At 71.9% G+C, this 24,819-nt stretch carries 25 protein-coding genes; 5 read left to right on the forward strand and 20 right to left on the reverse strand.

The window, feature by feature from the left end:
• Positions 1–24: 24 nt before the first annotated feature.
• The 3 genes from ABD080_RS13060 to ABD080_RS13070 form a co-directional block, all read right to left on the reverse strand.
• Positions 25–927 carry a co-chaperone YbbN gene (locus ABD080_RS13060; protein WP_137770500.1) on the reverse strand — a complete coding sequence of 301 codons (903 nt, stop codon included), beginning with the start codon at positions 925–927 and terminating at the stop codon, positions 25–27.
• 185 nt (positions 928–1,112) lie between these two features.
• Positions 1,113–2,165, reverse strand: a complete 1,053-nt coding sequence (locus tag ABD080_RS13065; protein WP_343905459.1) for a DUF8094 domain-containing protein — start codon at positions 2,163–2,165, stop codon at positions 1,113–1,115.
• Complete coding sequence (locus ABD080_RS13070) at positions 2,162–3,067, reverse strand: hypothetical protein (protein WP_343905461.1); 906 nt, start codon at positions 3,065–3,067, stop codon at positions 2,162–2,164. Before ABD080_RS13070 ends, ABD080_RS13065 begins: the two co-directional genes overlap by 4 nt.
• A gap of 137 nt (positions 3,068–3,204) precedes the next feature.
• Between ABD080_RS13070 and nucS the strand changes: the two genes are divergently transcribed.
• Together nucS and ABD080_RS13080 are read left to right on the forward strand one after the other, a co-directional pair.
• The gene (gene nucS / locus ABD080_RS13075) at positions 3,205–3,912 is read left to right on the forward strand and encodes an endonuclease NucS (RefSeq protein ID WP_343905463.1); all 708 of its coding nucleotides are present in this window, start codon (positions 3,205–3,207) and stop codon (positions 3,910–3,912) included.
• A gap of 79 nt (positions 3,913–3,991) precedes the next feature.
• Positions 3,992–5,224 carry an N-acetylglucosamine-6-phosphate deacetylase gene (locus ABD080_RS13080; RefSeq protein ID WP_137770497.1) on the forward strand — a complete coding sequence of 411 codons (1,233 nt, stop codon included), beginning with the start codon at positions 3,992–3,994 and terminating at the stop codon, positions 5,222–5,224.
• Between the two features lie 27 nt (positions 5,225–5,251).
• On the opposite strand, the gene ABD080_RS13085 is transcribed toward ABD080_RS13080, so the two are convergent.
• The 17 genes from ABD080_RS13085 to ABD080_RS13165 form a co-directional block, all read right to left on the reverse strand.
• Positions 5,252–5,719 carry a DUF2550 family protein gene (locus ABD080_RS13085; protein WP_137770496.1) on the reverse strand — a complete coding sequence of 156 codons (468 nt, stop codon included), beginning with the start codon at positions 5,717–5,719 and terminating at the stop codon, positions 5,252–5,254.
• Positions 5,720–5,735: 16 nt separating this feature from the next.
• Positions 5,736–6,011: a F0F1 ATP synthase subunit epsilon gene (locus ABD080_RS13090; RefSeq protein ID WP_137770495.1), complete on the reverse strand. Its 276-nt coding sequence runs from the start codon at positions 6,009–6,011 to the stop codon at positions 5,736–5,738.
• Positions 6,008–7,480, reverse strand: coding sequence for a F0F1 ATP synthase subunit beta (gene atpD, locus ABD080_RS13095; protein WP_168198074.1), 1,473 nt, complete (start codon positions 7,478–7,480; stop codon positions 6,008–6,010). Before atpD ends, ABD080_RS13090 begins: the two co-directional genes overlap by 4 nt.
• Positions 7,481–7,531: 51 nt before the next feature.
• Positions 7,532–8,452 carry a F0F1 ATP synthase subunit gamma gene (locus ABD080_RS13100; protein WP_343905468.1) on the reverse strand — a complete coding sequence of 307 codons (921 nt, stop codon included), beginning with the start codon at positions 8,450–8,452 and terminating at the stop codon, positions 7,532–7,534.
• Positions 8,453–8,524: 72 nt separating this feature from the next.
• A complete protein-coding gene (gene atpA, locus ABD080_RS13105; RefSeq protein WP_137770492.1) occupies positions 8,525–10,150 on the reverse strand; it encodes a F0F1 ATP synthase subunit alpha in 1,626 nt (541 codons plus the stop codon).
• A 75-nt stretch (positions 10,151–10,225) separates the two neighbouring features.
• The gene (locus ABD080_RS13110) at positions 10,226–11,041 is read right to left on the reverse strand and encodes a F0F1 ATP synthase subunit delta (RefSeq protein WP_343905470.1); all 816 of its coding nucleotides are present in this window, start codon (positions 11,039–11,041) and stop codon (positions 10,226–10,228) included.
• A gap of 9 nt (positions 11,042–11,050) precedes the next feature.
• Entirely contained in the window at positions 11,051–11,590 is a 540-nt protein-coding gene (locus tag ABD080_RS13115) for a F0F1 ATP synthase subunit B (RefSeq protein WP_137770490.1), read from the reverse strand.
• 10 nt (positions 11,591–11,600) lie between these two features.
• A complete protein-coding gene (atpE, locus tag ABD080_RS13120) occupies positions 11,601–11,828 on the reverse strand; it encodes an ATP synthase F0 subunit C (RefSeq protein WP_137770489.1) in 228 nt (75 codons plus the stop codon).
• Positions 11,829–11,899: 71 nt separating this feature from the next.
• Positions 11,900–12,583, reverse strand: a complete 684-nt coding sequence (atpB, locus tag ABD080_RS13125) for a F0F1 ATP synthase subunit A (protein WP_240811075.1) — start codon at positions 12,581–12,583, stop codon at positions 11,900–11,902.
• Between the two features lie 452 nt (positions 12,584–13,035).
• On the reverse strand, positions 13,036–13,521 hold the full coding sequence (locus tag ABD080_RS13130; protein WP_343905473.1) for a Cg1360 family ATP-synthase-associated protein: 486 nt from the start codon (positions 13,519–13,521) through the stop codon (positions 13,036–13,038).
• Positions 13,508–14,674 (reverse strand): glycosyltransferase family 4 protein, encoded by a 1,167-nt coding sequence (locus ABD080_RS13135; RefSeq protein WP_343905475.1) that lies wholly within the window; start codon positions 14,672–14,674, stop codon positions 13,508–13,510. The genes ABD080_RS13130 and ABD080_RS13135 overlap by 14 nt, the downstream gene beginning before the upstream one ends.
• On the reverse strand, positions 14,671–15,696 hold the full coding sequence (locus tag ABD080_RS13140; protein WP_343905477.1) for an L-threonylcarbamoyladenylate synthase: 1,026 nt from the start codon (positions 15,694–15,696) through the stop codon (positions 14,671–14,673). The genes ABD080_RS13135 and ABD080_RS13140 overlap by 4 nt, the downstream gene beginning before the upstream one ends.
• 12 nt (positions 15,697–15,708) lie before the next feature.
• Positions 15,709–16,629: a peptide chain release factor N(5)-glutamine methyltransferase gene (gene prmC, locus ABD080_RS13145; protein WP_343905479.1), complete on the reverse strand. Its 921-nt coding sequence runs from the start codon at positions 16,627–16,629 to the stop codon at positions 15,709–15,711.
• A complete protein-coding gene (prfA, locus tag ABD080_RS13150) occupies positions 16,626–17,744 on the reverse strand; it encodes a peptide chain release factor 1 (protein WP_343905481.1) in 1,119 nt (372 codons plus the stop codon). Before prfA ends, prmC begins: the two co-directional genes overlap by 4 nt.
• A 237-nt stretch (positions 17,745–17,981) precedes the next feature.
• Positions 17,982–18,194 (reverse strand): 50S ribosomal protein L31, encoded by a 213-nt coding sequence (rpmE, locus tag ABD080_RS13155; RefSeq protein ID WP_137770482.1) that lies wholly within the window; start codon positions 18,192–18,194, stop codon positions 17,982–17,984.
• Positions 18,195–18,356: 162 nt separating this feature from the next.
• Positions 18,357–19,343, reverse strand: a complete 987-nt coding sequence (locus tag ABD080_RS13160) for a LacI family DNA-binding transcriptional regulator (protein ID WP_343905483.1) — start codon at positions 19,341–19,343, stop codon at positions 18,357–18,359.
• 13 nt (positions 19,344–19,356) lie between these two features.
• The gene (locus tag ABD080_RS13165) at positions 19,357–21,357 is read right to left on the reverse strand and encodes an aldo/keto reductase (protein ID WP_343905485.1); all 2,001 of its coding nucleotides are present in this window, start codon (positions 21,355–21,357) and stop codon (positions 19,357–19,359) included.
• Positions 21,358–21,613: 256 nt separating this feature from the next.
• Here ABD080_RS13165 and ABD080_RS13170 point away from each other — a divergent pair, with 256 nt between their 5' ends.
• Genes ABD080_RS13170 through ABD080_RS13180 form a run of 3 tightly spaced genes read left to right on the forward strand, consistent with a single transcriptional unit; the run spans position 21,614 to position 24,794 of the window.
• A complete protein-coding gene (locus ABD080_RS13170) occupies positions 21,614–22,900 on the forward strand; it encodes an ABC transporter substrate-binding protein (RefSeq protein ID WP_343905487.1) in 1,287 nt (428 codons plus the stop codon).
• Positions 22,897–23,892: a carbohydrate ABC transporter permease gene (locus tag ABD080_RS13175; protein WP_343905489.1), complete on the forward strand. Its 996-nt coding sequence runs from the start codon at positions 22,897–22,899 to the stop codon at positions 23,890–23,892. The genes ABD080_RS13170 and ABD080_RS13175 overlap by 4 nt, the downstream gene beginning before the upstream one ends.
• On the forward strand, positions 23,889–24,794 hold the full coding sequence (locus tag ABD080_RS13180; RefSeq protein ID WP_343905491.1) for a carbohydrate ABC transporter permease: 906 nt from the start codon (positions 23,889–23,891) through the stop codon (positions 24,792–24,794). The genes ABD080_RS13175 and ABD080_RS13180 overlap by 4 nt, the downstream gene beginning before the upstream one ends.
• Positions 24,795–24,819: the final 25 nt, after the last annotated feature.

Below are 24,819 nucleotides of genomic sequence, written 5' to 3' on the forward strand. Positions count from 1 at the left end.
CGAGGGGCGGGCGGGACGGTGCGCTCAGTAGAGCAGGTTCGCGAGGCGGCGGCGCGCCGGCCCCACCCGCGGGTCCTCGGCTCCGGCGACCTCGAACAGCTCGAGCAGCCGGGCGCGCACGGCGTCCTTCGTCTCCTGGTCGGCGCCGCGCAGGAGGTCGAGCAGGCGCCCGAAGGCGTCGTCGACGTGGCCGCCGAGCATGTCGAGGTCCGCGACGAGCAGCTGCGCGTCGAGATCGGCGGGAGCCTCGGCGGCGGCGGTGCGGGCGGCCGCGGGATCGGCCTGCTGGGTGCGACGCATGAGCTCGACGGTGGCGCGTCCGGCCTTCGCCTCGTCGTCCGCCGGGCTCTGCTGGAGGCGGCGGTCGTAGGCGTCGACGGCGGCGTCGAGGTCCCCGCGCTCGATCGCGGCGTAGGCCTCGGCGATCAGCGGGTCCAGGGGCTCCTCCGCCGGGGCGTCGGCCGCGTCGTCGGCGCCGGCCGCGGCGCCGGAGACGTCCATGCCCTGCTGCTGGGCGAGCTGGACGACCTGGTCGAGCAGCGGGCCGATCTCCTCCGCGCCGAGCACGGAGTCCACGATCGGCTGGAGCTGACCCTGCAGGAGCAGGAGGAGCGTGGGCAGCTGCTGCACGCGGAGGGCGCCCGCGACGCGGGGCTGGGTGTCGGCGTCGACGACCGCGAGGCGCACGGCGCCGCCGCGCGCGGTCACGCCGTCGCGGAGCGACTGCAGGAAGGCCTCGCCCTCGGGGACGCGGGAGCTCGTGACGAGCAGCAGCGTCGCGACCTGCTGGGAGTCGGCGATGAGCTGCTCGAGCCCCTGCTCGGTGACCGCGACCTCGTAGGGACCGGCGGTGCCGGATGCGCCGACCGCGTCCCCCGCGGGCTGCTTGAGCTGGGCGAGATCGATGATGCCGTAGGGATCGGACACGGAGGAGCTCCTTCGACGGGGGCGGAAACCCCCTCAGTCTACGAAGCCCGCGGCCGCCGGCCGCTCGTGTTCGCCAGCGGCTGTGCGCCGCGCCCCGGGAGCGTCCCCGGGCGGGAGCGCACCGGGACGACAGCGCCCCGGACCCGCCATGGCGGGGTCCCGGGGCGCGTCACGGGGAGGGCCGGTCAGGAGCCGCTCGTGCCCGTCGCCGTCTGGGTCGCGCCGATGGGCTGGACCTGGGCGTCGGAGTCCTTCGCGGGGATGTACACGGCGACCTGGGTGCCGAACTCGCGGATGAACTCCTTGGTGAACTCCTTGGTGCCGATCACCGTCGTGTACTTGTTGTCCTCGGCGTAGCGGACGGTCGCGCCGTCCTTGATCGCCACCTTGCGCACGGACGTGAGGGTCGCGAGCACGATGGCGCCGCCGTCCGCGGTGCGCAGACCGGCGAACTCGTCCTCGACGACCGTGAACACCTCCTTGATGGTGGCCACCTCGTCCTTCTCGACGCCCGCGTTGAGCTCCTTGCGCTCCGTCTGGATGCGCTTGTGGGTCTCGGTCTGGAACGGGTTCTCGGCGAGCTTGTCGTCCTTGTCGGCGGCGTCGCCGTCGGAGAGCACCTTCGCGTAGAGCGCGAGGGCGTCCTTCGGGGTCATCAGCAGGTCGTCGCTGTCCGGGGTGACCGGAGCGGAGCCCACGACATCCGCGGGGACCTCCGGCATCTCGACGCCGCTCGCCTGCTGCGCCCAGCCCCAGGTGGTGTACGGGGAGCGGGCATCAGCCTGCTGGAGCGCCATGAACATCGGCACGCCGTCCTTCGCGGAGCTCGCGACCAGCGCGATCGCGGTGCGCGGGAACTCGGCGTCCGTCGAGGTCATGGGGACCATGAGCGACTCGCCGGGAGCGGTGAGGTCCTCCGCCCACTGGTCGTCCTTCTCGATGAGGCCGTACATCGCCTTGCGGAACGCGGCGACGGAGCCGACGACGCGGGGTGCCAGCTTGCCCGCGTCCCGGGCCTTGTCCGCCGCGGCGACGGCAGCGCTGATCTCGGTGACGACGGTCGTGAGCTGGCCCTCGGTGGTGTTGGGGGTGGGCTCGGCGAGGGTGGGGCCGGCCTCGGCGGCGGGCGGGGCCTCGGGGGTCTCGGCGCACGCGGCGAGGAGGCCGGCGAGGGCGAGACCGCCTCCACCGAGCACGAGACGACGCCGGGCGACGGTGCGGGGGCGGGGGCTGGTCATCGGTCCTCCTCGGGGGACTCGGCGCGGCGCTGGTCCTCGTCGACCACGGACCAGAGGTCGGCGTCGTCGGCGGAGGCCGGGGCCTCCGGGGCGGTGGTGGCGGTGGGAGGGGTCCGGTCGGAGGCCGCGGTGGCGGCGCCGGCAGCGCTCGACGAGGTGGGCGCGAGCGGGGCGCCGCCGTCCTCCGCGCGCGGCAGCTCCTCGGTGGGATCGACGGCGGCGACAGGCTCCTCGCCCTCCGCGCTCCCGTCCGCATCCTCGATCTCCTCGTCGCGGCGGCGGCCGCCGCCCAGGGAGACCACGAGCAGCACGAGGCCGATCACGGCGATCGCGGCGCCGCCGGCGTAGGCGAAGGGCACCCAGCGGTTCTCCGCCTCGACCGGCCAGGTGATGCTGACCTTCTCCGCGCCCGCGGACTTCCCGTCCGTGACCAGGAGGATCGGGCGGTACTCCTGCTCCTCGTCCCCGGTCTCCGCGGCCGCGAAGTCGGCGATGTCGATCGTCACGGGGCTCGGGGAGGTCTCCACCGTGCGCCACAGGTCCGAGCTGGTCGGGTCATCGATCTCGGTCGCGCCGTCCGCGCCCACGACCTCGGTGGTCAGCGTGGACCAGTCGCTCGCGCCCGTGATGCGGGTGTACTTCGTGCCGTCGAGGTAGGCGGTCACGTCGCCCTCGGGGGCGGTGATGACGGAGACGTCGGAGGCACCGGTCACCGTGACCGTGCCCTCCTTGCCGCCGATGTACAGCACTCCGGGATCGATGACGACGGCGGGGCCGGCGTCGGCGAGCTCCGCGGTCGCGGTGACCTCGGTCGCGGGAGCCCAGGTGGTCTCTCCGAGACGGCCCAGCACGAGACCGATCACTCCGATCAGGACCAGCAGGATGGCCAGCAGACGTTGCACGGTGGCAGCTCCTTCGAGTTTCACCGGGCACCGCCCGGGCAGGGGACCCGCCCACGATACGGGCGCTCACTCGACGGGACCACCCCCACGTGAGCACTCGCACCCGGCGCCGCTCCGCGATCGGCTAGCCTTACCGGGTGCGTCTCGTGGTTGCCCGTTGCTCCGTCGACTACACCGGTCGACTCACCGCCCATCTCCCGCTTGCCCCTCGGCTCCTGATCCTCAAGGCCGACGGCAGCGTGCTGGTGCATTCCGACGGCGGCAGCTACAAGCCGCTGAACTGGATGAGCCCGCCCGCGACCCTGCGCACCACCGAGCGCTCGGCCGCCGAGGCCGAGGCCGATCCGGAGGGCGCCTGGATCCAGCAGTGGGACGTGACCCACACCAAGACCGGCGACACCCTCCGCGTGCGGATCCACGAGCTGATCGAGGAGTCCGCCCACGAGCTCGGCGAGGACCCCGGTCTGCAGAAGGACGGCGTCGAGGCGCACCTCCAGGCGCTCCTGGCCGAGCACATCCACACCCTCGGCGAGGGCTGGAGCCTGGTGCGCCGCGAGTACGGCACCGCGATCGGCCCCGTGGACATCCTCGCCCGCGACGCGAAGGGACGCGCGGTCGCCGTCGAGATCAAGCGGCGCGGCGAGATCGACGGCGTCGAGCAGCTCACCCGCTACCTCGAGCTCCTCAACCGCGACCCCCTGCTCGCGCCCGTGCGCGGCATCTTCGCCGCCCAGATCATCAAGCCCCAGGCCCGCGTCCTCGCGCAGGACCGCGGCATCGAGTGCGTGACCCTCGACTACGACGCCCTGCGCGGCATGGACGACGCGGAGTCCCGCCTGTTCTGACGCGCACCCAGCAGTTCCCACCCCGCCCGGATTCCGGGACCCGTCCCGCCCCGGCCCTGTCCCACCGAGGAGTCCCGTCGTGAGCACCACCCCCTCTCCCGCCGTTCCCCACGGCGGCGACGCCGACCTCGCGGTGCGCGGCACGGCCGTGCTGCCCGGCGGGCTCGTGCCCGACGCCCTCGTCCTCGTCGCCGGCGGGACGATCCGCTGGTCCGGACCCGCGGCGTCCGCGCCGGAGCATCGCGCGACCCGCACGATCGAGCACGAGGGCCTGATCCTCCCCGGTCTCGTCGACCTCCACTGCCACGGCGGCGGCGGCGCGTCCTTCCCGGACTCCACCACCTCCGAGGAGATGCTCACCGCGGTCCACGAGCACCGGCGCCACGGGACCACCTCGCTCGTCGCCTCGCTCGTCACCGCCTCCGCGGACACGCTCCGCGCCCGCGTGCGCGACCTCGCCCTGCTCGCCGCGGCCGGGGAGATCGTGGGGATCCACTCCGAGGGCCCCTTCGTCTCGGTCGAGCGCCGCGGCGCCCAGAACGCGCAGCACATCGTCGACGGCGACCCGCACCTCGTCGCGGAGCTCGCGGAGCTGGGCGGGGGCGCCCTCGCGACGATGACGCTCGCCCCGGAGACCCCGGCCGCCGAGGCCGTCATCGACGCCCTCGCCGCCGCCGGCGCCGTCCCCTCCCTCGGGCACAGCGACGGCTCCAGCGCGGAGATGACGGCCGCGATCGCCCGCTCCACGCAGGCGCTGCGCCGTCACCGCGGCCGCAGCCCGCTGCCCACCGCGACGCACCTGTTCAACGGCATGCGCCCGGTGCACCACCGCGATCCGGGTCCTGCGCTCGCGGCGCTCGACGCGGGGGCCCGCGGCGAGATGGTCCTCGAGGTCATCGCCGACGGTGTCCACCTCGACGCACGGACCGTCGCCCATGTCCTCGCGATCGCCGCCCCGGACCACGTGGCCCTCGTGACCGATGCGATGGCCGCCGCCGGCATGGCGGACGGCACCTACACGCTCGGCGCACAGGAGGTCACGGTCGCCGGCGGCACCGCCACGCTCACCGACGGCGGGGCGATCGCCGGCGGCACGGCGCACCTGATCGACGTGGTGCGCTTCGCGGTGCAGGAGGCGGGCGTCGATCTCGCGGTCGCCGTGCGCGCCGCGAGCATCGTCCCGGCCCGGGTGCTGGGGCTCGAGGACTCGATCGGCTCTCTCGCCGCCGGCCGGAGCGCGGACCTGCTGCTCACGGATCGAGGTCTCCAGGTCACCGAGGTGCTGCGCCGCGGGGAGATCGTCACCGTCTGAGCCGGGGCGCGGCCCCGGGCCCGAGGGTCAGTCGGCGTCGCCGAGGACGAGGCCCGTCGGCGCCGCCTCGAGCCAGGACTGCAGCGCCGCGGCGGCGGGGGCGTCCATGAGCGCCTGCACGGTGCGGCCGCCCCGCAGGAAGAAGGCGACGAGCACGCGCTCGGGCGCCGGTCCTCCGGGTCCCGTCGGGCCCGAGGGCTCTACGAGCCGTTCCCGCTCGACCTCGAGGATGTCCCGGCGCGGGATCATCAGCTGCGGCCCGGGCAGCAGCGACAGGTCACGGAACCAGCGCAGGCGGTCGTTGCCCACCTGCAGCACGCCGTGCTGCCAGACCTCGCGGCGCCCCAGGAGGCTCCGCGCCATCTGGCACTGGACGGCGCCCGCGCGGTCGAGGACGACGGCGCGGCGCACGTTGAGCGCGAAGAGCACGACCAGCGCCAGAACGACGAGCATCCCGACCCCCACGAGGAGGATCGGGATGCTCGGATGATGCATCGGCGTCAGCGCCGGTTCAGCGCTCGGCCGGATCGCGGCGCGCCGCGCGGTCGACAGCGATGGTGACGACGTCGGCGTCCACGGAGACGAACCCGCCCGCGACCTCGCGCTCGGTGACCTGGCCGGACTCGTCGTGGATGCGCACCACACCGCGGTCGAGGATCGCGAGGGTCGGCTGCATGCGGGGCAGGATGCCCATCGAGCCGTCCGCCGCCGGCACCACGACCTGAGAGGCGCTGCCGGACCACACGGTCCGGTCCGAGGTGACGAAGGTGACCGCGAGGGAGCTCACTGGCCGAGCTCCTTCTGGATGTTGTGCCAGTTCTCGAGCACCATGTCGATGCCGCCGACGTTGAAGAACGCCTGCTCCGGGACGTGGTCGAACTCGCCGTCGCAGATGCCCTTGAACGACTCGATGGTGTCCTTGAGGGGCACGTCGGAGCCGTCCACGCCGGTGAACTGCTTGGCGAGGTGGGTGTTCTGCGAGAGGAACTGCTGGATGCGCCGTGCACGCGACACGGTGACCTTGTCCTCCTCGGAGAGCTCGTCGACGCCCAGCATCGCGATGATGTCCTGGAGCTCCTTGTTGCGCTGCAGGATCTGCTTCACGCGGACCGCGACGTCGTAGTGCTCCTGGCCCACGTAGCGCGGGTCGAGGATGCGCGAGGTCGAGGACAGCGGGTCGATCGCCGGGTACAGACCGCGCGAGGCGATCTCACGGGAGAGCTCCGTGGTCGCGTCCAGGTGGGCGAAGGTGGTCGCCGGCGCCGGGTCGGTGTAGTCGTCCGCCGGCACGTAGATCGCCTGCATCGAGGTGATCGAGTGGCCGCGGGTCGAGGTGATGCGCTCCTGGAGCACACCCATCTCGTCCGCCAGGTTGGGCTGGTAGCCCACGGCGGAGGGCATGCGGCCCAGCAGCGTGGAGACCTCGGAGCCCGCCTGGGTGAAGCGGAAGATGTTGTCGATGAACAGCAGGACGTCCTGCTGCTGCACGTCGCGGAAGTACTCGGCCATCGTGAGGCCGGTCAGCGCGATGCGGAGGCGCGTGCCCGGCGGCTCGTCCATCTGGCCGAAGACCAGGGCGGTCTTCTCGATGACGCCGGACTCCGTCATCTCCTCGATGAGGTCCCAGCCCTCACGGGTGCGCTCGCCCACGCCGGCGAACACGGAGACGCCGTCGTGGTTGTTGGCCACGCGGTAGATCATCTCCTGGATGAGCACCGTCTTGCCCACGCCCGCGCCGCCGAACAGGCCGATCTTGCCGCCCTGCACGTACGGGGTGAGGAGGTCGATCGACTTGATGCCGGTCTCGAACATGGTCGTCTTCGACTCGAGCTGGTCGAAGTTCGGCGCCTTGCGGTGGATGGGCCAGCGCTCGCTGACCTGAACCTCGGAGGCGGGCTTGTTCAGCGGGGTGCCGGTCACGTCGAAGACGGTGCCCAGGGTCGCGTCGCCCACGGGGACGGAGATCGGGGCGCCGGTGTCGGTGACCGCCTGGCCGCGGACGAGGCCGTCGGTCGGCTTCAGGGCCACGGCGCGGACCATGCCGTCGCCGAGGTGCTGAGCCGTCTCGAGGGTCAGGGTCGAGGGCTCGAGGCCCGCGCCCTGGACCGAGATCTCGGTGGTCAGCGCGTTGTACAGCTCGGGGATGTCCCCGGGCGGGAACTCGATGTCGACGACCGCGCCGGTGACACGGGCAACCCGGCCCGTGCCCTTCTGCGCGGGCGCCGCGGTGGCGTCAGTGGTGTCGGTGATGCTCATCTGCATTCTCTCCAAATGGTTCGGGCCGGCGCTCGGTGCGCTCGAGGCGGCTCAGCGTTCCTTGCGACCGGATCCCGAGAGGGCGTCGGCGCCGCCGACGATCTCCGTGATCTCCTGGGTGATCTCCGCCTGACGGGCCGAGTTGGCCAGGCGGGTGAACTTCTTGACCTGGGTCTCCGCGTTGTCCGTCGCCGTCTTCATCGCCCGCTGCGTGGCCGCGTGCTCCGAGGCCATCGACTGCAGCAGGATGTTGACGAGCTTGGACTCGAGGTACCGCGGCATGAGCTCGTCCATGACCTGCTCGGCGTCCGGGGTGAACTCGTACAGCGGGTACGTGGGGCGGGCGGTGCCGTGATCCTCGTCCGCGTCGACGACCTCGATCGGGACCAGACGGGTGGCGCGGGCGACCTGCTGGAAGCGGGTCTTGAACCGCGTGCCGACCAGGTACAGCTCGTCGAGGTGGGTCTCCGGGTCCTCGCTGAGGAGGTCCGCGGTGACCCGCTGGGCGATCTCGTGGCCGAGCTCGGGGAGCTCACCCTCGTGGTACGGGGCCCAGGCCTCGTGCGGCGGGCGGTTGCGGAAGCGGTAGTAGGTCTCGCCCTTGCGGCCGACGACGTACAGGACGGGGGTCTTGCCCTCCTCCTGCAGCGCGTTCGCGAGCTCCTCCGCAGCGCGGATGACGTTGTGCGAGTACGAGCCGGTCATGCCGCGGTCCGCGGTGATCAGCACGATCCCGGCGCGCCCGTTCGAGGAGCGCTCCTGGTCCAGGAACGGGTGGGCGACGTCCCCGGAATGGGTCGCCACCGCGCCGATGGCCCGGGTGATCGCGTCGGCGTACGGGGTCGTGGCCAGCACGCGGGCATGCGCCTTGGCGATGCGCGAGGCGGCCACCATCTCCTTGGCCTTGAAGATCTTCTTCATGCCCTGGGCGGAGCCGATCCGCTTCTTGTACTCCCTCTGCTGGGCTCCCATGTCTCTCCTTCGCGGGAAGCGCCGTGCGGGTGGTCCGGGCCGCCCGCCCCGAGGGGCGGGCGGCGAGCCGGATCATCCGCGGACGATGCGCTCCTGGTCGATGTCCTCGTCGGAGGCGCTGGTGTGGACGTCGCTCACCGCGGAGCCCTGACCCTTGCCGGCCAGGTAGTCCTTCTTCACCTGGTCGAGGATCGTGGAGAGCTCCTGCTCGGTCGCGTCGGAGAACTTCTTCGAGGTGCGGATGTCCTCGAGCACGGAGCCGTTGTGGCGGAGGTGCTCGAGCAGCTGCGCCTCGAACTCGCGGACGTCCTCGACCTCGATGTCGTCGAACTTGCCGGTGGTGCCGGCCCAGATCGAGACGACCTGCTCCTCGTCCGGGAACGGTGAGGACTGCGCCTGCTTGAGGAGCTCCATGAGGCGGGCACCGCGGTTGAGCTGCTGCTTGGACGCGGCGTCGAGGTCGGAGGCGAACATCGCGAAGGCCTCGAGGTCGCGGTACTGGGCGAGCGAGATCTTCAGCGTGCCGGAGACCGACTTCATCGCCTTCGTCTGCGCCGAGCCGCCCACGCGGGAGACCGAGATGCCGACGTCGACCGCCGGGCGCTGGTTCGCGTTGAACAGGTCCGACTGCAGGAAGCACTGGCCGTCGGTGATCGAGATGACGTTGGTCGGGATGTACGCCGAGACGTCGTTGGCCTTGGTCTCGATGATCGGCAGACCGGTCATCGAGCCGCCGCCCATCTCGTCGGACAGCTTCGCGCAGCGCTCGAGGAGGCGGGAGTGCAGGTAGAAGACGTCACCCGGGTAGGCCTCTCGACCCGGCGGGCGGCGCAGCAGCAGCGACACGGCGCGGTAGGCCTCGGCCTGCTTGGACAGGTCGTCGAAGACGATGAGGACGTGCTTGCCCTCGTACATCCACTGCTGGCCGATGGCCGAGCCGGTGTAGGGGGCGATGTACTTGAAGCCGGCCGGGTCCGAGGCGGGGGCGGCGACGATCGTCGTGTACTCGAGAGCGCCGGCCTCCTCGAGGGTGCCGCGGACCGACGCGATGGTCGAGCCCTTCTGGCCGACGGCGACGTAGATGCAGCGGACCTGCTTCTCCGGGTCGCCGCTCTCCCAGTTCTTCTTCTGGTTGAGGATCGTGTCGAGCGCGACCGTGGTCTTGCCGGTCTGGCGGTCGCCGATAATCAGCTGGCGCTGGCCGCGGCCGATCGGGGTCATCGCGTCGATCGCCTTGAGGCCGGTCTGCATCGGCTCCTTGACGCTCTTGCGCTGCATGACGCCGGGCGCCTGCAGCTCGAGGGCGCGGCGGCCGGAGGTCTCGATGGCGCCGAGGCCGTCGATGGGCTGGCCCATCGGGTCGACGACGCGACCGAGGTAGCCCTCGCCCACGGGCACGGAGAGGACCTCGCCGGTGCGGCGGACCGTCTGGCCCTCCTCGATCCCGGTGAACTCGCCGAGGATCACGCAGCCGACCTCGCTGAGGTCGAGGTTCAGCGCGAGGCCGAGGGTGCCGTCCTCGAAGCGCACCAGCTCGTTGGCCATGATGTTGGGCAGGCCGGCGACGCGGGCGATGCCGTCGGCCGACTCGGTGACGCGGCCGATCTCCTCGCGGTCGGGAGTGCCGGCCTGGTAGGTGGACACCGCGGTGTCCAGGGCGTTCCGGATGTCCTCCGGGCGGATCGTGAGCTCAGCCATCGCGGTGCTTCGCTTCCTCTTCTCCCCCAAGCGGGGGCTGTGGTCTCGGGTGGGGTTCGCCTCGGGGAGGGGCCGTCAGGCCACCAGGCGGGTGCGCGCCTGGGCGAGGCGCGCGAGGACGGTCGCGTCGTAGAGGTCGTCGCCGACCTCGATGCGCAGACCGCCGACGACGTCCTCGTCCAGCTCGGTGTTGATCTGGACCTCGCGGCCGTAGATGCCGGCGAGGATCGAGCCCAGACGGTCCAGCTGCTCGGGCGCCAGCGGGCGGGCGCTCGCGACGACCGCCAGCAGCCGGCGGCGACGCGCCGAGGCGATCTCCGCGAAGGCGAGCAGGCGACGGGCGGGCTTGAGGTCGCTGCGACGCTCCACGCCGCGGGCGGCGAGGGCGACGGTCAGCGGGTGGGCACGGCCCTCGAGCAGGCGGGTGATGATGCCCTCCCGTCGGCCCGGGGTCCCCCGGGCGTCGTCGAGGGCTCCACTGAGCTCGCCGCTGTCCTCGATGAGGCGCGAGACCTGGAAGAGCTCCTCCTCGACCGCACCGAGGGCGTCCTCGCGGGAGGCCTGCTCCAGGAGGGCCTCCACGCCGAGCTGCTCGAGGGCGTCCAGGACGTCCTCCTGCTCGGACCAGCGGCGGCGGACGACCTCGAGCGTGAGCTCGAGGGCGACGGGGCCGACCTTCCCCTCGAAGAGCGAGCAGACCACGGACTCCTTGACCTCGGCCGGACGGCCGCCGTCGCTGAGGGTCCGCACCAGCTGGTTGCTGGAGTCGATCGCGTCGGCGATCCCGAACAGATCCGCGGCGACCGTCCCCAGGACGACGTCGTCGCCCCGGAGCAGCTGCTCGAATCGCTGGGTCACCTCACGCAGGGAGGTGGAGGAGGTTCCTCGCATCTGGTGTCCTTATCGGGTCGCGGTCGGGGACGACTCGAGGTCGTCCAGGAACCGGTCGATCACTCGGCGGGAGCGCTCGTCGTCGGAGAGGGACTCCCCCACGATCTTCGAGGCGAGGTCGCTCGCGAGCGTCCCGACCTCTCCGCGCAGCTGGGCGGCGGCGCTCGTGCGCTCCGCGTTCAGCTGCTGGCGCCCGGCGGTGAGGAGCCGCTCGTTCTCGGAGCCGGCCTGGGCCTTGGCCTCCTCGATGATGCGGGCGCCGTCCTGGCGGGCGCGGTCGCGGATCGCGGACGCCTCCTGACGGGCCTCGGCGAGGGCCTGCTCCTGATCGGCCTTCAGCTGGTCGGCCTGGTGCTGGACCTCCTCGGCCTTCTTGAGGCCGCCCTCGATCTTCTCCGCACGCTCCTCGAGCACGGCGTTGAGCCGCGGGAGGATGAACTTCATGAAGACCAGGGCGAAGATGACGAGGAAGATCAGCGTCCAGACGATCTCCTGGGGCTGGGGCACCAGCAGGCGCCAGCCCGGCACACTCTCTTCAGCCTGAATCATCAGCGGGTCCTCAGAAGATGAAGCCGGTGACGATGGCGAGGAGCGTCAGGATCTCGGTGAACGCGATACCGATGAACATCGTGGTCTGGAGCTGACCGCGGAGCTCGGGCTGGCGAGCCATGGCCTCGGCGGTCTTGCCGACGATGATGCCGATGCCGATGCCCGGTCCGATCGCGGCGAGACCGTAGCCCACGGTCGCGATGTTGCCCTCGAGAGCGGCGATGAGCGAGGTGTCCACAGGGGGTTCCTTTCGTTGTGCCGACCGATCGGACGGCAGCGGTGTGGGGGTGGAGCAGGGGGTGGGGGCGATCAGTGCTCGTCCGAGGTCGCCATCTGGATGTACACCGCGGTGAGCATCGTGAAGATGAAGGCCTGGAGGGCGGCGACGAAGATCTCGAAGCCGTAGATCCCGATCGCGAGCGCGCCGGAGAACGGGGCGAGCGCGATGAGCGCGGAGCCGGAGAAGAGCAGGGCCTGGGTCATGCCGATGAAGACCACCATCATGATGTGCCCGGCGACCATGTTCGCGAGCAGTCGGATGGTCAGCGACGCCCAGCGAATCAGGATGACCTGCAGGAACTCGATCGGCACGAGCAGGATGTAGATCGGCTTCGGGACGCCGGGGGGCATCGTCTCGTGCTTGAGGTAGCCGCCCAGGCCGTGCTTCTTCACGCCGAAGACGACGTAGGTCACGAAGGTCCAGAGGGCCAGAAGCAGCGGCATGCCGATCACGGAGGTGCCGGCGAGGTTGAGCCCCGGGATCACCCCGCCCAGGTTCATCGCGAAGATGAAGAAGAACATCGTGATGAGCATCGGGGCGAAGCGCTTGCCCTCGCGCAGACCCAGCGTGTTCTGGATGATCGAGTTGTTGACGAACTCGATGAGGATCTCGACGATGCTCTGCGCCTTGCCCGGCACGAGCTTGGCGCGGGAGGCGATGATCGCGAGCACGATGAGGGTCACGGCCAGGATGATCAGGCGGACCAGCTGCACGCGGTTGAACTCGAACCAGGTCCCCTCGAAGAGGATCGCGTCCGGGAAGAACTCCCCGATCGTCGGGACGTGGAAGAACGAATCACCCTCGGCGAGGACGTGGGCGGTGTCGGAGGTGTTCAGCGCGAGCTCCCGTGGTCAGGTGTGGCATCCGGAGGTTCGCGGCGGGATTCCGGGCCGTCCCGCGGCGCGGGGGCCCGGGCGCGTCCGGCCCGGATGGTCGTGCGGTGTCCCTGCACCCGCGGACCTCGGCCCGGGGTGTCTCACGGCCTCTCCACCGCGGACCTCGACCCGGGGAACGGGCGTGGCCTCTGCGGTGGCACCGTCGCCGTCGGTTCCGGCACTTCGCCTCGCGTGGAGATCCGCTCAGGGCTTCCCTGCGGCGAGGGAGGAGGGTGCCGTCACCAGCGTCGGCTCAGGCCGCGTGAAGACGATGTGAGCATATCAGAGCGTCACTGCTCACCGGGGTCGCGCGGGGTCGTCGGGGCGACCTCCAGACGAGGTCTTCCTCGCATCATGCCGACGGCCTCCGTGACCGCCGAGACGATCGCTCCCGCGAGCAGCGCGAGCCCCAGCCAGGGGCGGGACAGCCACTCCGCGTCCCTGAGCAGGAGCAGCGCGATGATCAGCACGAACATCTTCACCATCCAGCTCCCCATGAGCACCATCGCCCACGCCGTGGCGTCGAGCCGCCGGGCCGCGAGGGCGCTGCCCACTGTGGGCAGGGTCACCACGAGCGCGAGGGTCGATCCGACGAGCGCGCCGGCCACCGCGCCGTCCTTCCCGACGCCGAGCGCGACCAGGATCACGACGAGGTCGATGACGACGCCGGCCGCGACGGCGAGCAGCAGCGCGCGCAGCAGCATCCGCTCGTTGCGGGCGCGGGCGGTGCGGATGCCGTCGGCCTGGTCGGGGCGGGGGGTCTCAGCGGGGGGCATGGTGGTCCTCGAGATCGGGGGCGGGGCCGGCGGCGGGGCCGGGATCGGATCGTGCGGCGCGCCGGCGGCGCAGGCGGGTGAGCGGGTCGAGCGTGACGAGCACGGCGACGAGGAGTCCCAGCACCCAGGCCACGACGACGGTGCGCAGCGGCAGCACGAGCGGGAGCAGCAGGCCCACCGAGACCAGCACGGTCCAGACGTACATGATGAGCACCGCGCTGCGCTTGGAGTGGCCCAGCCGCAGCAGGCGGTGGTGGAGATGGGACTTGTCGGCGTGGAACGGGGAGCGCCCCGAGCCGATGCGACGCACCACCGCCATCGCGAAGTCCAGGAACGGGATGATCATGACGCCGATCGGCAACAGGATCGGCAGGAACTGCCCGAAGAAGTCCGCGCCGGAGAGCGCCGCGGGGTCCACCTGCCCGGTCACGGCGATGGTGGAGGCGGCGAGCAGCAGCCCCAGCAGCATCGAGCCGGAGTCCCCCATGAAGATCCGGGCGCGATGGAGGTTGTGCGGCAGGAAGCCCAGGCAGGCGCCGATCATCGCGGCGGTGACGAGCGCGGCGAGGGAGGAGTAGTCCGTCGCGGAGTTGTCCCTGGTGAGCAGGTAGGCGTAGAGGAAGAAGGCGGTGCCGCCGATCGCCATGACGCCCGCCGCGAGCCCGTCGAGCCCGTCGACGAAGTTCACGGCGTTCATGCACACGATGACGACGAGCACGGTGAGGATGATCGAGGTGTGGCTCGAGAGCAGGGTGACGCCGCCGATGGGGAGGGACACGAGCTGCACGCCCTGCCAGGCCATGAGCAGCGCGGCGAGCGCCTGACCGGCGAGCTTCGTCCACCAGTCGAGGTCCCACTTGTCGTCCGCCGCGCCGAGCGCGCAGACGAGGCTCGCCGCGCCGAGGATCGCCCACGGCTGGTGGGAGTCCTCGTAGACGGGGGCGAGGAACGGGATCCTCGACCCCACGAGCATCGCCACCGCGACCCCGGCGAACATGGCGACCCCACCCAGCCTCGGCGTCACGGCGTCGTGCACGTCCCGCTCGCGGACGGCGGTCATCGCCCCGAGCCGGCGCGCGGCCAGGCGGACCGCGGGTGTGGTCAGGTAGGCGACCGCCGCCGAGATCAGGAGGACGAAGAGGTAGATCCTCACCCGGCGGGGTTCTCCTGCCGCGGGGTGCCGGCGGCCCCGTCGGCGGCGTCGGCGGCGTCGGCGGCATCGGAGTCGACCGCCCCCTCGCTCGCGGCACCCTCGTCGACCTGCGGGCTCGGCGTGGTGATCTCCGACTCCGCGGGCAGGTCGAGGCCTCCGGCGGCCGGGGCGACGGCGGCCGAGGACGCGGGCTCGTCGGCCGACGGGGACACGGCCCCTCCCTCGGCGACGGGAGCGGAGTCGCCGACGGTCCCGGCCTCGGTCCCGCCGTCGGCCGCCGCGCCGGAACCGGTCGCTGTCTCCGTGCCCTCGGCCGGTGCCGCCTCGTCGCCGGACGCCGGATCCTCGGCCGGATCGGACTCCGGGTCCTGCTCGGGCTCCGGGGCGGCGAAGACGTCGCCGACGAGGTCCACGATCTGCTCGCGGGTGATGGTGCCCTCACGCAGGATCACGGCCGGGGTGACGGTCGCGTCCACGATCGTCGAGCTCGTGCCGATGCGCGCCTGGCCGCCGTCGAGGTAGACCTCCACCGCGTCGCCGAGCTGGGTCGCGGCGTCGAGGACCGTCAGGGCAGCGGGCTTCCCGTGCCGGTTCGCGCTCGAGACGGCGAGCGGTCCCGTGCGTCGCAGCAGCTCGAGGGCGGTCTCGTCATCGGGCATGCGCAGCGCGACCGTGCCCCGGGTCTCCCCGAGGTCCCAGGTCAGCGAGGGCTGCGCCGAGAGGATGAGGGTGAGCGCCCCGGGCCAGAACTCCTCGGTGAGGCGCTCCGCCCACTCGGGGACGTCGACCGCGAGGGCCATGAGCACGGCGTGGTCGCCCACGAGCACCGGCGGCGGCGTGTCGCGGCCGCGGCCCTTCGCGTCCAGCAGCGCCTGCACGGCGTCCGGGGTGAAGGCGTCCGCGCCGATGCCGTAGACGGTGTCCGTGGGCAGGACGATCAGCCTGCCGTCGCGGACGGCCGCGACGGCCGCCTCCAGGGAGTCGTCGCGGTTCTCGGGGTTCTGGGTGTCGTGCACGCTCACCGGGTCAGTCTCTCACTTCCCCGCCTGGGAGCACCGTTGCGCCACCAGGAAGCGGTCACGGCCCGTGAGGTCCTGCGCGGTGCGGATCGCGGTGAAGCCGCCGTGGCGGGCGGCGAGCTCCCGGGCGGCGGGGCCCTGGACGTCCGCGTGCTCCATGACGAGCACACCCCCGGGGCGCAGCAGGGCGTGCGCCCAGCGGAGCACATGGGCGGGGAGGGCGAGGCCGTCCGCTCCCCCGCCGTAGAGGGCGCGCTCGGGATCGTGGTCACGCACCTCCGGCTCGCGCGGCACGGCGCCCGGCGGGACGTAGGGCGGGTTCGAGAGCACCGCGTCCACCCCGCCCGCACCGTCGACGGCGTCGGCCCCGGCGAGCTCGCGCAGCGCGGCGGCGGCCGGGTCGTCGACGTCGACGGAGAGGTCCAGCTGCAGCACCCGGCCACGGCCCGGGCCGGCGGCGTCGATGTTCTCCGTCGCGAGCGCCACCGCGGCGGGATCCACGTCCACGGCCGTCGCGGTCGCCCGGGGCATCTCGTCGAGGACGGCCGCGGCGAGTGCCCCGCTGCCCGTGCAGAGGTCCACGACGCGCGACGGGACCCCGCCGAGCTCCTGCGTCATGAGGTCCACGGCGAGCTCCGTCTCCGGGCGCGGGACGAAGACGCCCGGCCGCACCGTGAGCTCGAGCCGGCGGAAGGGCGCGCGGCCCAGGATGATCTGCAGGGGCTCGCGGGAGGCGCGCCGGGAGACCAGCTGCTCGAGCCGCTCCTCGAAATCGGCGGGCAGGTCGTCGAGGAGGACCAGCGGTCCCTCGTGGCGCGCCGCGGCGACGATCAGCGCGCGGGCGTCGACGCTCGGGGACGGCACCCCGGCGCGGCCCAGGGTCTCCGTGCTCGCGGCGAGGGCCGCCCGCAGCCGGGTGCGGTCCTCCCCGCTCATTCCGCGCCCTCCGCGCTCTCGGCGAGGCGGGCGGCGCGCTCGGCCTCGCGGGAGGAGCCGATCAGCGCGTCGAGGTCCCCGGCGAGCACCTGCGCGAGGTTCCCGGCCTTGTAGCCCGTGCGGTGGTCCGCGACGCGCGACTCGGGGAAGTTGTAGGTGCGGATGCGCTCGGAGCGGTCCACCGTGCGCACCTGCGAGCGGCGCGCGGCCGAGGCCTGGGCGTCCTGCTCCTGGCGGCGCACGTCGAGCAGCCGCGTGCGCAGGATCCGCAGCGCCTGCTCGCGGTTCTGCAGCTGGCTCTTCTGGTCCTGGCAGGAGACGACGATGCCCGAGGGGAGGTGCGTGATCCGCACGGCGGAGTCCGTCGTGTTGACGCTCTGCCCGCCGGGGCCGCTCGAGCGGAAGACGTCGATGCGCAGGTTCGCGGGCGCCATCTCCTCCGCGAGCAGCTCCGCCTCGTCGGTGGTGTCCGCCTCGGGGAGCACGAGCACGCCGACGGCGGAGGTGTGGATGCGGCCCGCGGACTCGGTGACGGGGACGCGCTGCACCCGGTGCACCCCGGCCTCGTGCTTGAGGTGCGCGTAGACGCCGTCCGCCGGGGCCGCAGCGGACCGGGCGCCGATCGCGACGGTCACGTCCCGCAGCCCGCCCAGATCGGAGGGCGAGGAGCTCATGACCTCGACGGTCCAGCCCTTCGACTCGGCGTAGGCGCGGTACATGCGCAGCATCTCCGCGGCGAACAGCGCCGACTCCTCGCCGCCCGCCCCGGCCTTGATCTCGAGCAGCACGTCGCGCCCGTCGTCGGGGTCACGGGGGGCGAGCAGCTCCTCGAGCTCCGCCTCGAGCTCCTCGGCGCGTGCGGCGAGGTGCTGCGCCTCGGCGGCGAACTCCGGGTCCTCCTCGGCGAGCTCCCGGGCGGTGGCCAGGTCCTCGAGGACGGCGTCACGGGCGTCCGCCGCGGTGACGATCTGGCGCACCTCGGCATAGCGGCGGCCCACGGAGCGTGCTCGTGAGGCGTCCTCGTGGAGGGAGGGATCACCCATCGCCTGCTCGAGGCGGGCGTGCTCACGGCGCAGGGCGTCGAGCCCCGCCCTCTGCGCGTCGGTGCTGCTCATCCTCGCTCCCCCTCTCTCCGGATCGGGCCTCGCGGCCCCGGACACGACGACGCCGGCGCCCGCCCCAGGGGCGGACGCCGGCGTCGGAGACCTGCCTCAGGCTGACCTGGCGCAGATCGACCGGTCGATCAGGCTGTGCTCTCTGCCTGATCTCCTACCGCTCGTACCTCGCAGTACGTCGATCAGGTGAAGCTTGCCCGCCTGATCTCCTACCGCTCGTACCTCGCAGTACGTCGATCAGGCCTTCTTCTTGCCGTAGCGGGCCTCGAAGCGGGCCACGCGGCCGCCGGTGTCGAGGATCTTCTGCTTGCCGGTGTAGAACGGGTGGCACTCGGAGCACACCTCGGCGCGCATCTCGCCGTCGGTCTTGGTGCTGCGGGTGGTGAACGTGTTGCCACAGGTGCAGGTCACCGTGGTCTCCACGTATGCGGGGTGGATGTCAGCCTTCATGAGAGTCTCCTTCGTCCGGGTCGCTGGGTCGTCGCCCGGCGGGCGCCGTGAACCAGAACCGACGCACCATCCTGCCATGAGCGCACCCACCTGCGCGAGAGCGTGCGATGCGGCGTGGGCAACATCGCAGGCCCCGCGCGCCGGCGCCCTCCCCCGCCGCGCTCAGGCGGAGCCGCGTCGGATGAGCCGGTAGGGCAGCTCGCGCCGGGACCGCTCGCCCAGCAGCGGCAGCGCCCCCGAGAACATGCCGTCCACGAGGTCCACCGCCTCGCGGGCCATGGCCTCGAGGTCCACGCCGAGGCTCGTCAGCTCCGGGGTGACGAGCGTGCCGATCCCGAGGCCGTCGATGCCCATGACACGCACCTGCTCGGGGACGGCGACGCCGCGCGACCGCAGCTCCTTGAGCGCCGCGAGGGCGTGCGCGTCGTTCCATCCGATGAGGAGGTCCGGGGACCCGGCCATCGCAGCGTCGACCTGCGCCCGGACCCCGTCCGCCACCATCGGCACGACCTCGAGCACCTCGAGCACCCCGCCGAGCCCCGCCCGCACGCGGCGCGCGCGATCGGAGGGGCCGGTGAGCTCGTTGTCCAGGAGGGCGGCGCGGCGCACCCCCTGGGAGCGCAGGTGCCCGGCGAGCTCCTCGAGCGCGGGATCCAGCGTGAAGAGCACGCCCGGACGATCACCCGCGCGCGGCCCATCGAGCTGGAGGATCGGCATCCGCTCCGGGACGGCGTCCCCCGTGCGCTGCGGCAGGCCGTAGCCCACGAGCGCGTCGACACGGCGTGCGAGGTCGCGTCCCACCTCCTCCGGGTCCTCGGCGCCGCCGGTCTCGGCGACGAGCACGGTCCAGCCGCGCTCGGAGGCGGCGCGGATCATCGCGCGGGCCACCTCCGGGAAGAAGGCGTTGGCGAGGTCGTCCACGAGCAGGCCGAGCGTGGGCGGTCCCGCGCTCACCAGACCCCGGCCGAACCGCGAGGGGCGGTAGTGGAGCTCCTCGGCGGCCGCGAGCACGCGCTCACGGGTGCTCGCGGAGATCCCCGGCATGTCGTTGATGGCCCGAGAGACCGTCTGCCGGGAGACCCCGGCGCGCGCCGCGACGTCGATGATCGTCGCCCGGCGCGCGCCGGGGCTGCTGTCCTGCTGCGTCATGCGCGGGAGTCTGTCACGCCGGCCGGTCGGAGCGCAGGTCCAGCCATGCCGTCTGCTCGGGGGTGAGCGAGATCGACAGGCCCGTCATCGAGGAGCGCATCTCCTCGATCGAGCGGGGCCCGAACAGCGGGAAGGTGGGGAAGGGCTGCGCGAGCACGTAGGCGAGGGCGACCGCGGTGGTCGGCACGCCGAGCTCGGCGGCGAGGGACCCGGCGCGGTCGAGGCGCTCGAAGTTCTCGTCGGAGTAGTAGCAGCGCACGAGCTCCGCGTCGGAGAGGTCGTCCTTGCGGGCGCGCCCCGTGAAGAACCCGCGGGCCTGCGAGGACCACGGGAACAACGGGATCCTCCGCTCCTCGAGCCAGGCCTTGGACGCCGGGTCGGTCGCGTGCACGCAGCCGGCCCACGGCACGTCGAGCGCCTCGGCGAGACCGAAGTGGTTGCTCAGGAGGCTGAAGCCCTGCTTGCCGTTCGCGGCGGCGTAGGCGTTGGCCTCGTCGACGCGCTCGGGGGTCCAGTTCGAGCCGCCGAAGGCGCGGATGCGACCGGCGCGCACGTGCTCGTCGAGCACGTCGACGAACTCCCCGACGGGGATGTCGAGGTTGTCGCGGTGCATCATGTAGAGATCCGCGTAGTCCGTCTGCTGGCGCTCGAGTGACTCGCCGAGCTGGCGGGTGATCGACTCGGGATCGCAGTGCGGGGTGTGGGCGCCCTTCATGATCACCACGACGTCCTCGCGGACCCCGCGGTTGGCGACCCACTGGCCCAGGAGCACCTCGTGGTGCCCGCCGCCGTAGATGTACGCGGAGTCGAAGGTCGTGCCGCCCTCCTCGAAGAAGGCGTCGAAGAGCGCGGAGGCGTGGGCGAGGTCGCCCTGGTTGTCGCAGCCCATGACGAGGCGGGACACCTTCTTGCCGACCCCGGGGATCTCCCCGTAGGGCATCGCGGCCCCGTCGCGCACGCGCAGCGGGTCACCGGAGACGGTGGGGATCGCGGCGGTGTCCGCCTCGAAGGGGTAGCGCAGGCCCAGCTGTGCGCGCCAGGCGTCCAGCGACTTCGCCTGGGCGTGGCTGAAGGCGAGCGTGAGCTCGGGGACCTCGCTCTGCCCGGCGGCGACGGCGCGGGCGAGGGCGTCGGCCTCGAGCGCGTAGGCGTGAGCGGGCTCGATCTCGATCTCGCGGCCCTCCTCCCCCACCACGTCGACCCGGATGACCTGCCGATCGGTGAGCGCCCACGGGTCCTCGAGGCGCAGCACGCCGCGCGTGCCGGTGATCGTCGCGGACTGCGGGTCCGCCAGGCGCACACCGGTGCGGAGCGAGGCGGTGGTGCCGGAGGGGAAGACGAGCTCGGCGGTGGCCCACTCGTCGACGCCCGTCGGGCCGAGGGTGCCGGAGCCGGTGAGCGAGCTGGGCTCCACGGCGAGGGTCCCGGCAGCGGCGCCGGCCACGAGGCGGGCGAGGGAGAGCGGGTAGCAGCCCACGTCGAGGATGCCGCCGCCGGCGACGTCGGTCCCGAAAAGGCGGCCCTCGCGGCGACCGGTGTCGAAGGAGAAGGAGGCGTCCACGTGGGTGATCTCGCCGAGCTCGCCGGAGGCGACGATCTCGAGGACGCGCAGGGTCTGCGGGTGGAAGCGGTACATGAAGCCCTCGAGGAGGACCTTCCCGCTGCGGCGCGCGGCGTCGGTGATCGCCATGACGGTGCCGGAGTTGGGGGCGAGCGGCTTCTCGCACAGCACGTGCTTGCCGGCGCGGAGCGCGGCGATCGCGAGCTGGGCGTGGCCGGTGTGCACGGTCGAGACGTAGACGGCGTCGATCGCGTCGGAGGCGAGGACCTCGTCGTAGTCGCCGATGACGGCGTCGGCGCCCAGGTCGAACTCCTCCGCGAAGGCGCGGGCACGGCCGGCGTCGCGGCTGCCGACGCCGGCGAGCTCGCCGAGCTCGCTGTGCGGGAGATGGGTGGCGAAGCGGCGGGCGATCGAGCCCGGGCCGAGAACGGCCCAGCGCAGACGGGTGCTCATGGAGACCTCACTGTCTTTCGGAGTCGGGGCGTGAACGTTCACGCCTTGCACGACGCTACACGCCATGCGCCGGCGGGGCAACGCGCTTCCCACCATGGCCCCGCCTCACAGGGCAGCTCTCGCTCACCACGACTCCCCCGGGGCGGCCGACACCCGTCGATCCGCGACGTGATGCTTGACACACGGCCTCCCCGGTGCCACTGTCCTCCCAGCCGTGAACGCTCACGGCGCAGGACCTCAAGGACGAGGAGCACCCATGACACCACCCACACGACGACGGCTGCTGCAGGCCGCAGGACTCGCGGGCCTCGGCGCCGCAGGCCTCTCCGCCTGCGGCTCGAACGCGTCGATCTCGGACGACCCCCACGAGCTCGTGCTCTGGTACTGGAACCGCTCGGCGAGCCCCGAGCTGCTCGAGGAGGCCGCGACCTCCATCCCCGGATCGGACTCCCACGTGCGGGCGGACGTCATCGGCACCACCTTCGACACGAAGCTGCGCACGAGCCTCGCCGGTGGCGCCTACATCCCGGACATCACGTACATCAACTCCAACAACGCCCTCTACTTCCGCAACGAGGACCAGTTCCTCGACATGGCCGAGCTCGGGGCCGACGAGGTCAAGGACGACTACTACCCCTGGAAGTGGGACCTCGGCACCACCCCGGAGGGACGCTTCTGCTTCTTCCCGCTCGACATCGGTCCCACCGGCTTCTTCTACCGCCAGGACGTCTTCGAGGAGGCCGGACTCCCCACCTCCCCGGACGAGGTCTCCGCCGCGGTCACCACCTGGGAGGACTGGATCGCGCTCGGCACCGAGCTGCTCGGTGCGACGAAGGCGAGGCTCGTGAACACCGGCCGCCACGTCTACGACCAGTTCCTCAACGCGAGCCCCGAGCGCTACCTCGACGAGGACGATGCCCCGCTCTACCTCGAGGACGGCTCGGCCGTGCGCGAGGCCTGGACGACGGCCGTCGCCGCGATCGAGGCCGGCATCACCGCCGGCATCCCCGACGCCCGCGGCCCCGACCAGAACGCCGCCTGGTCCAACGGGTCCACCGCCGGCCACATCAACGCCGCCTGGTGGGCGCAGATCCTCCAGGAGTCCGCCCCGGACACCGCCGGTCTGTGGCGCCTCGCCGAGCAGCCCGTGCGCCCCGGCAACTCCGGCGGCTCCTTCGCCGCGATCCCCCGCACCTGCAAGGACCCCGAGGCCGCCATGGCCTTCATCCGCTGGATCAACACCCCCGAGAACCAGGCCCGCGCCTACGAGGACGTCCAGCTCTTCCCCTCCTGCCCCGCCTCCTTCGACTCCCTGAGCTACTCCGGGGACTTCTTCGGCGACCAGGATCCGCTCGCCTTCTTCTCGAAGGCCGCGGAGTCCGTGCCCAGCTCCTTCATCTCCACCTGGGAGTCCCTCGTCTCCGGGAGCTTCGCCCTCGAGCTCGACAACGTCGAGTCCTCCGGCAAGGACCCCGACGCCGCATGGGACGACGCCGTCGCCGCGGCGAAGAAGGTCCTCACCAAGAGAGGAGTGCTCTCATGAGCGCCACCACGCCCATCGCCCCCTCCGCCGCCGGAGCCCGTCGCACCGACGCGGCCGTCCCCCGCAGCCACGAGAAGGGCTGGCGCGCCCTGCGCGCCCACTGGCCCCAGTACCTCGCGATCAGCCCCTTCTACGTGCTGTTCCTGGTCTTCGGCCTGTTCCCGATCCTCTTCTCCATCGTCCTGTCCTTCACGAACTGGGACGGCATGGGGAAGATCGAGTTCGCGGGGCTCGCCCAGTACGCCTACCTGATCCAGGACAGCCGCTTCTGGAACGCCGTGGGGAACACCTTCATCATCTGGTTCCTCTCCACGGTGCCGATGCTCGCGCTCGCGCTCGGGATCGCGTTCCTGCTCCACCAGAACATCCGCCTGCGCGGCATCTACCGCGTCGCGTTCTTCCTCCCGAACGTCACCTCCATGGTCGCCATGGCGATCGTGTTCGGCTCGGTCTTCTCCGACTCCTTCGGTCTCGTGAACTCCGCGCTCACGGCGATCGGCGCGGAATCGATCCCGTGGCTCTCGAGCAGCTGGGGCATCAAGGTGACGATCGCCGTCATGGTGATCTGGCGCTTCACCGGCTACAACGCGATCATCTACCTCGCCGGCCTGCAGTCGATCCCCACGGACCTCTACGACGCCGCGAAGATGGACGGCGCCTCGACCTGGCAGATCTTCACCCGGGTCACCGTGCCGATGCTGCGACCGGTCATCCTCTTCACCGTCATCACCTCGACCGTGGGCGGCCTGAGCCTGTTCACGGAGCCGCAGGTGCTGCTCGGCAACGAGGGCGGCGTGGGCGAGGCCGGCATGACGATCGTGCTCTACCAGTACAACCAGGCCTTCACCCAGTTCGACTTCGGCTACGGCTCCGCGATCGCGTGGGCCCTGTTCGTCATGGCCTCGATCTTCGCGATCATCAACTGGCGCCTGCTCAGCGAGCGTGACCGCACGCCGCGCGCCGCCCGCCGCTCGAAGGGAGCGCGCTCATGACCACCGCCGACCCCACCCGCACCGCCGCGGGCCCCGCCCCCGCCGCGCGCCGCACCGCGGGCGACCGCCGCGCGATCCTCGCGGACCGCGTCGAGAAGGTGCTCACCCACGTGCTGATCCTCGTGGGCGTGCTGCTGTCCGTCTTCCCGTTCTACTGGCTCGCGGTCATGTCGACCTCGACGACCGGGGAGATCTTCGGCTACCCGCCCCGGCTGTGGCCCAGCGACTCGCTCGTGAAGAACCTGCAGAACCTGTTCTCGAGCGTCGACATCCTCGGCGCCCTGCTGAACACGATCATCGTCTCGACGCTGTGCGCCGTGCTCGTGATGTTCTTCGACTCGCTCGCCGCCTTCGCGTTCGCGAAGTACGACTTCCCGGGCCGCAACGTGCTGTTCGTGCTCATGCTCGCGACGTTCCTCATCCCGGGCAGCCTCTCGCTCGTGCCGAGCTTCATGCTCATGTCCTCGATCGGCTGGGTGGGCACGCTGCAGGCGCTCATCGTGCCGGGCGCCGCGAACGCCTTCGGCATCTTCCTGCTGCGTCAGATGGCGGCGGGGTCGATCCCCCACGAGCTCGTCGAGTCTGCGCGCATCGACGGGGCCGGGTTCTTCACCACGTACTGGCGGATCGGCGTGCCGATGATGCGCGGCGGTCTCGCGTTCCTCGGGATCTTCACCTTCATCACCGCCTGGAACGACTACGTGTGGCCGCTCATCGTGCTCGTGAACCCGGGCAGGCAGACCCTGCAGACCGCCCTGCAGAACCTCAACTCCCTCTACCTGACCGACTACGGGATGGTGATGGCGGGAGCGCTCGTCAGCGTGCTCCCGCTGATCGGTGTGTTCATCATCGGATCGCGGCACTTCATCGCGAACATCGCCGCGGGCGCCCTCAAGGGCTGAGGGACCGGGGACCGGATCCCCTCAC

It is taken from the genome of Brachybacterium rhamnosum (genome assembly GCF_039526185.1).
GTDB lineage: Bacteria > Actinomycetota > Actinomycetes > Actinomycetales > Dermabacteraceae > Brachybacterium > Brachybacterium rhamnosum.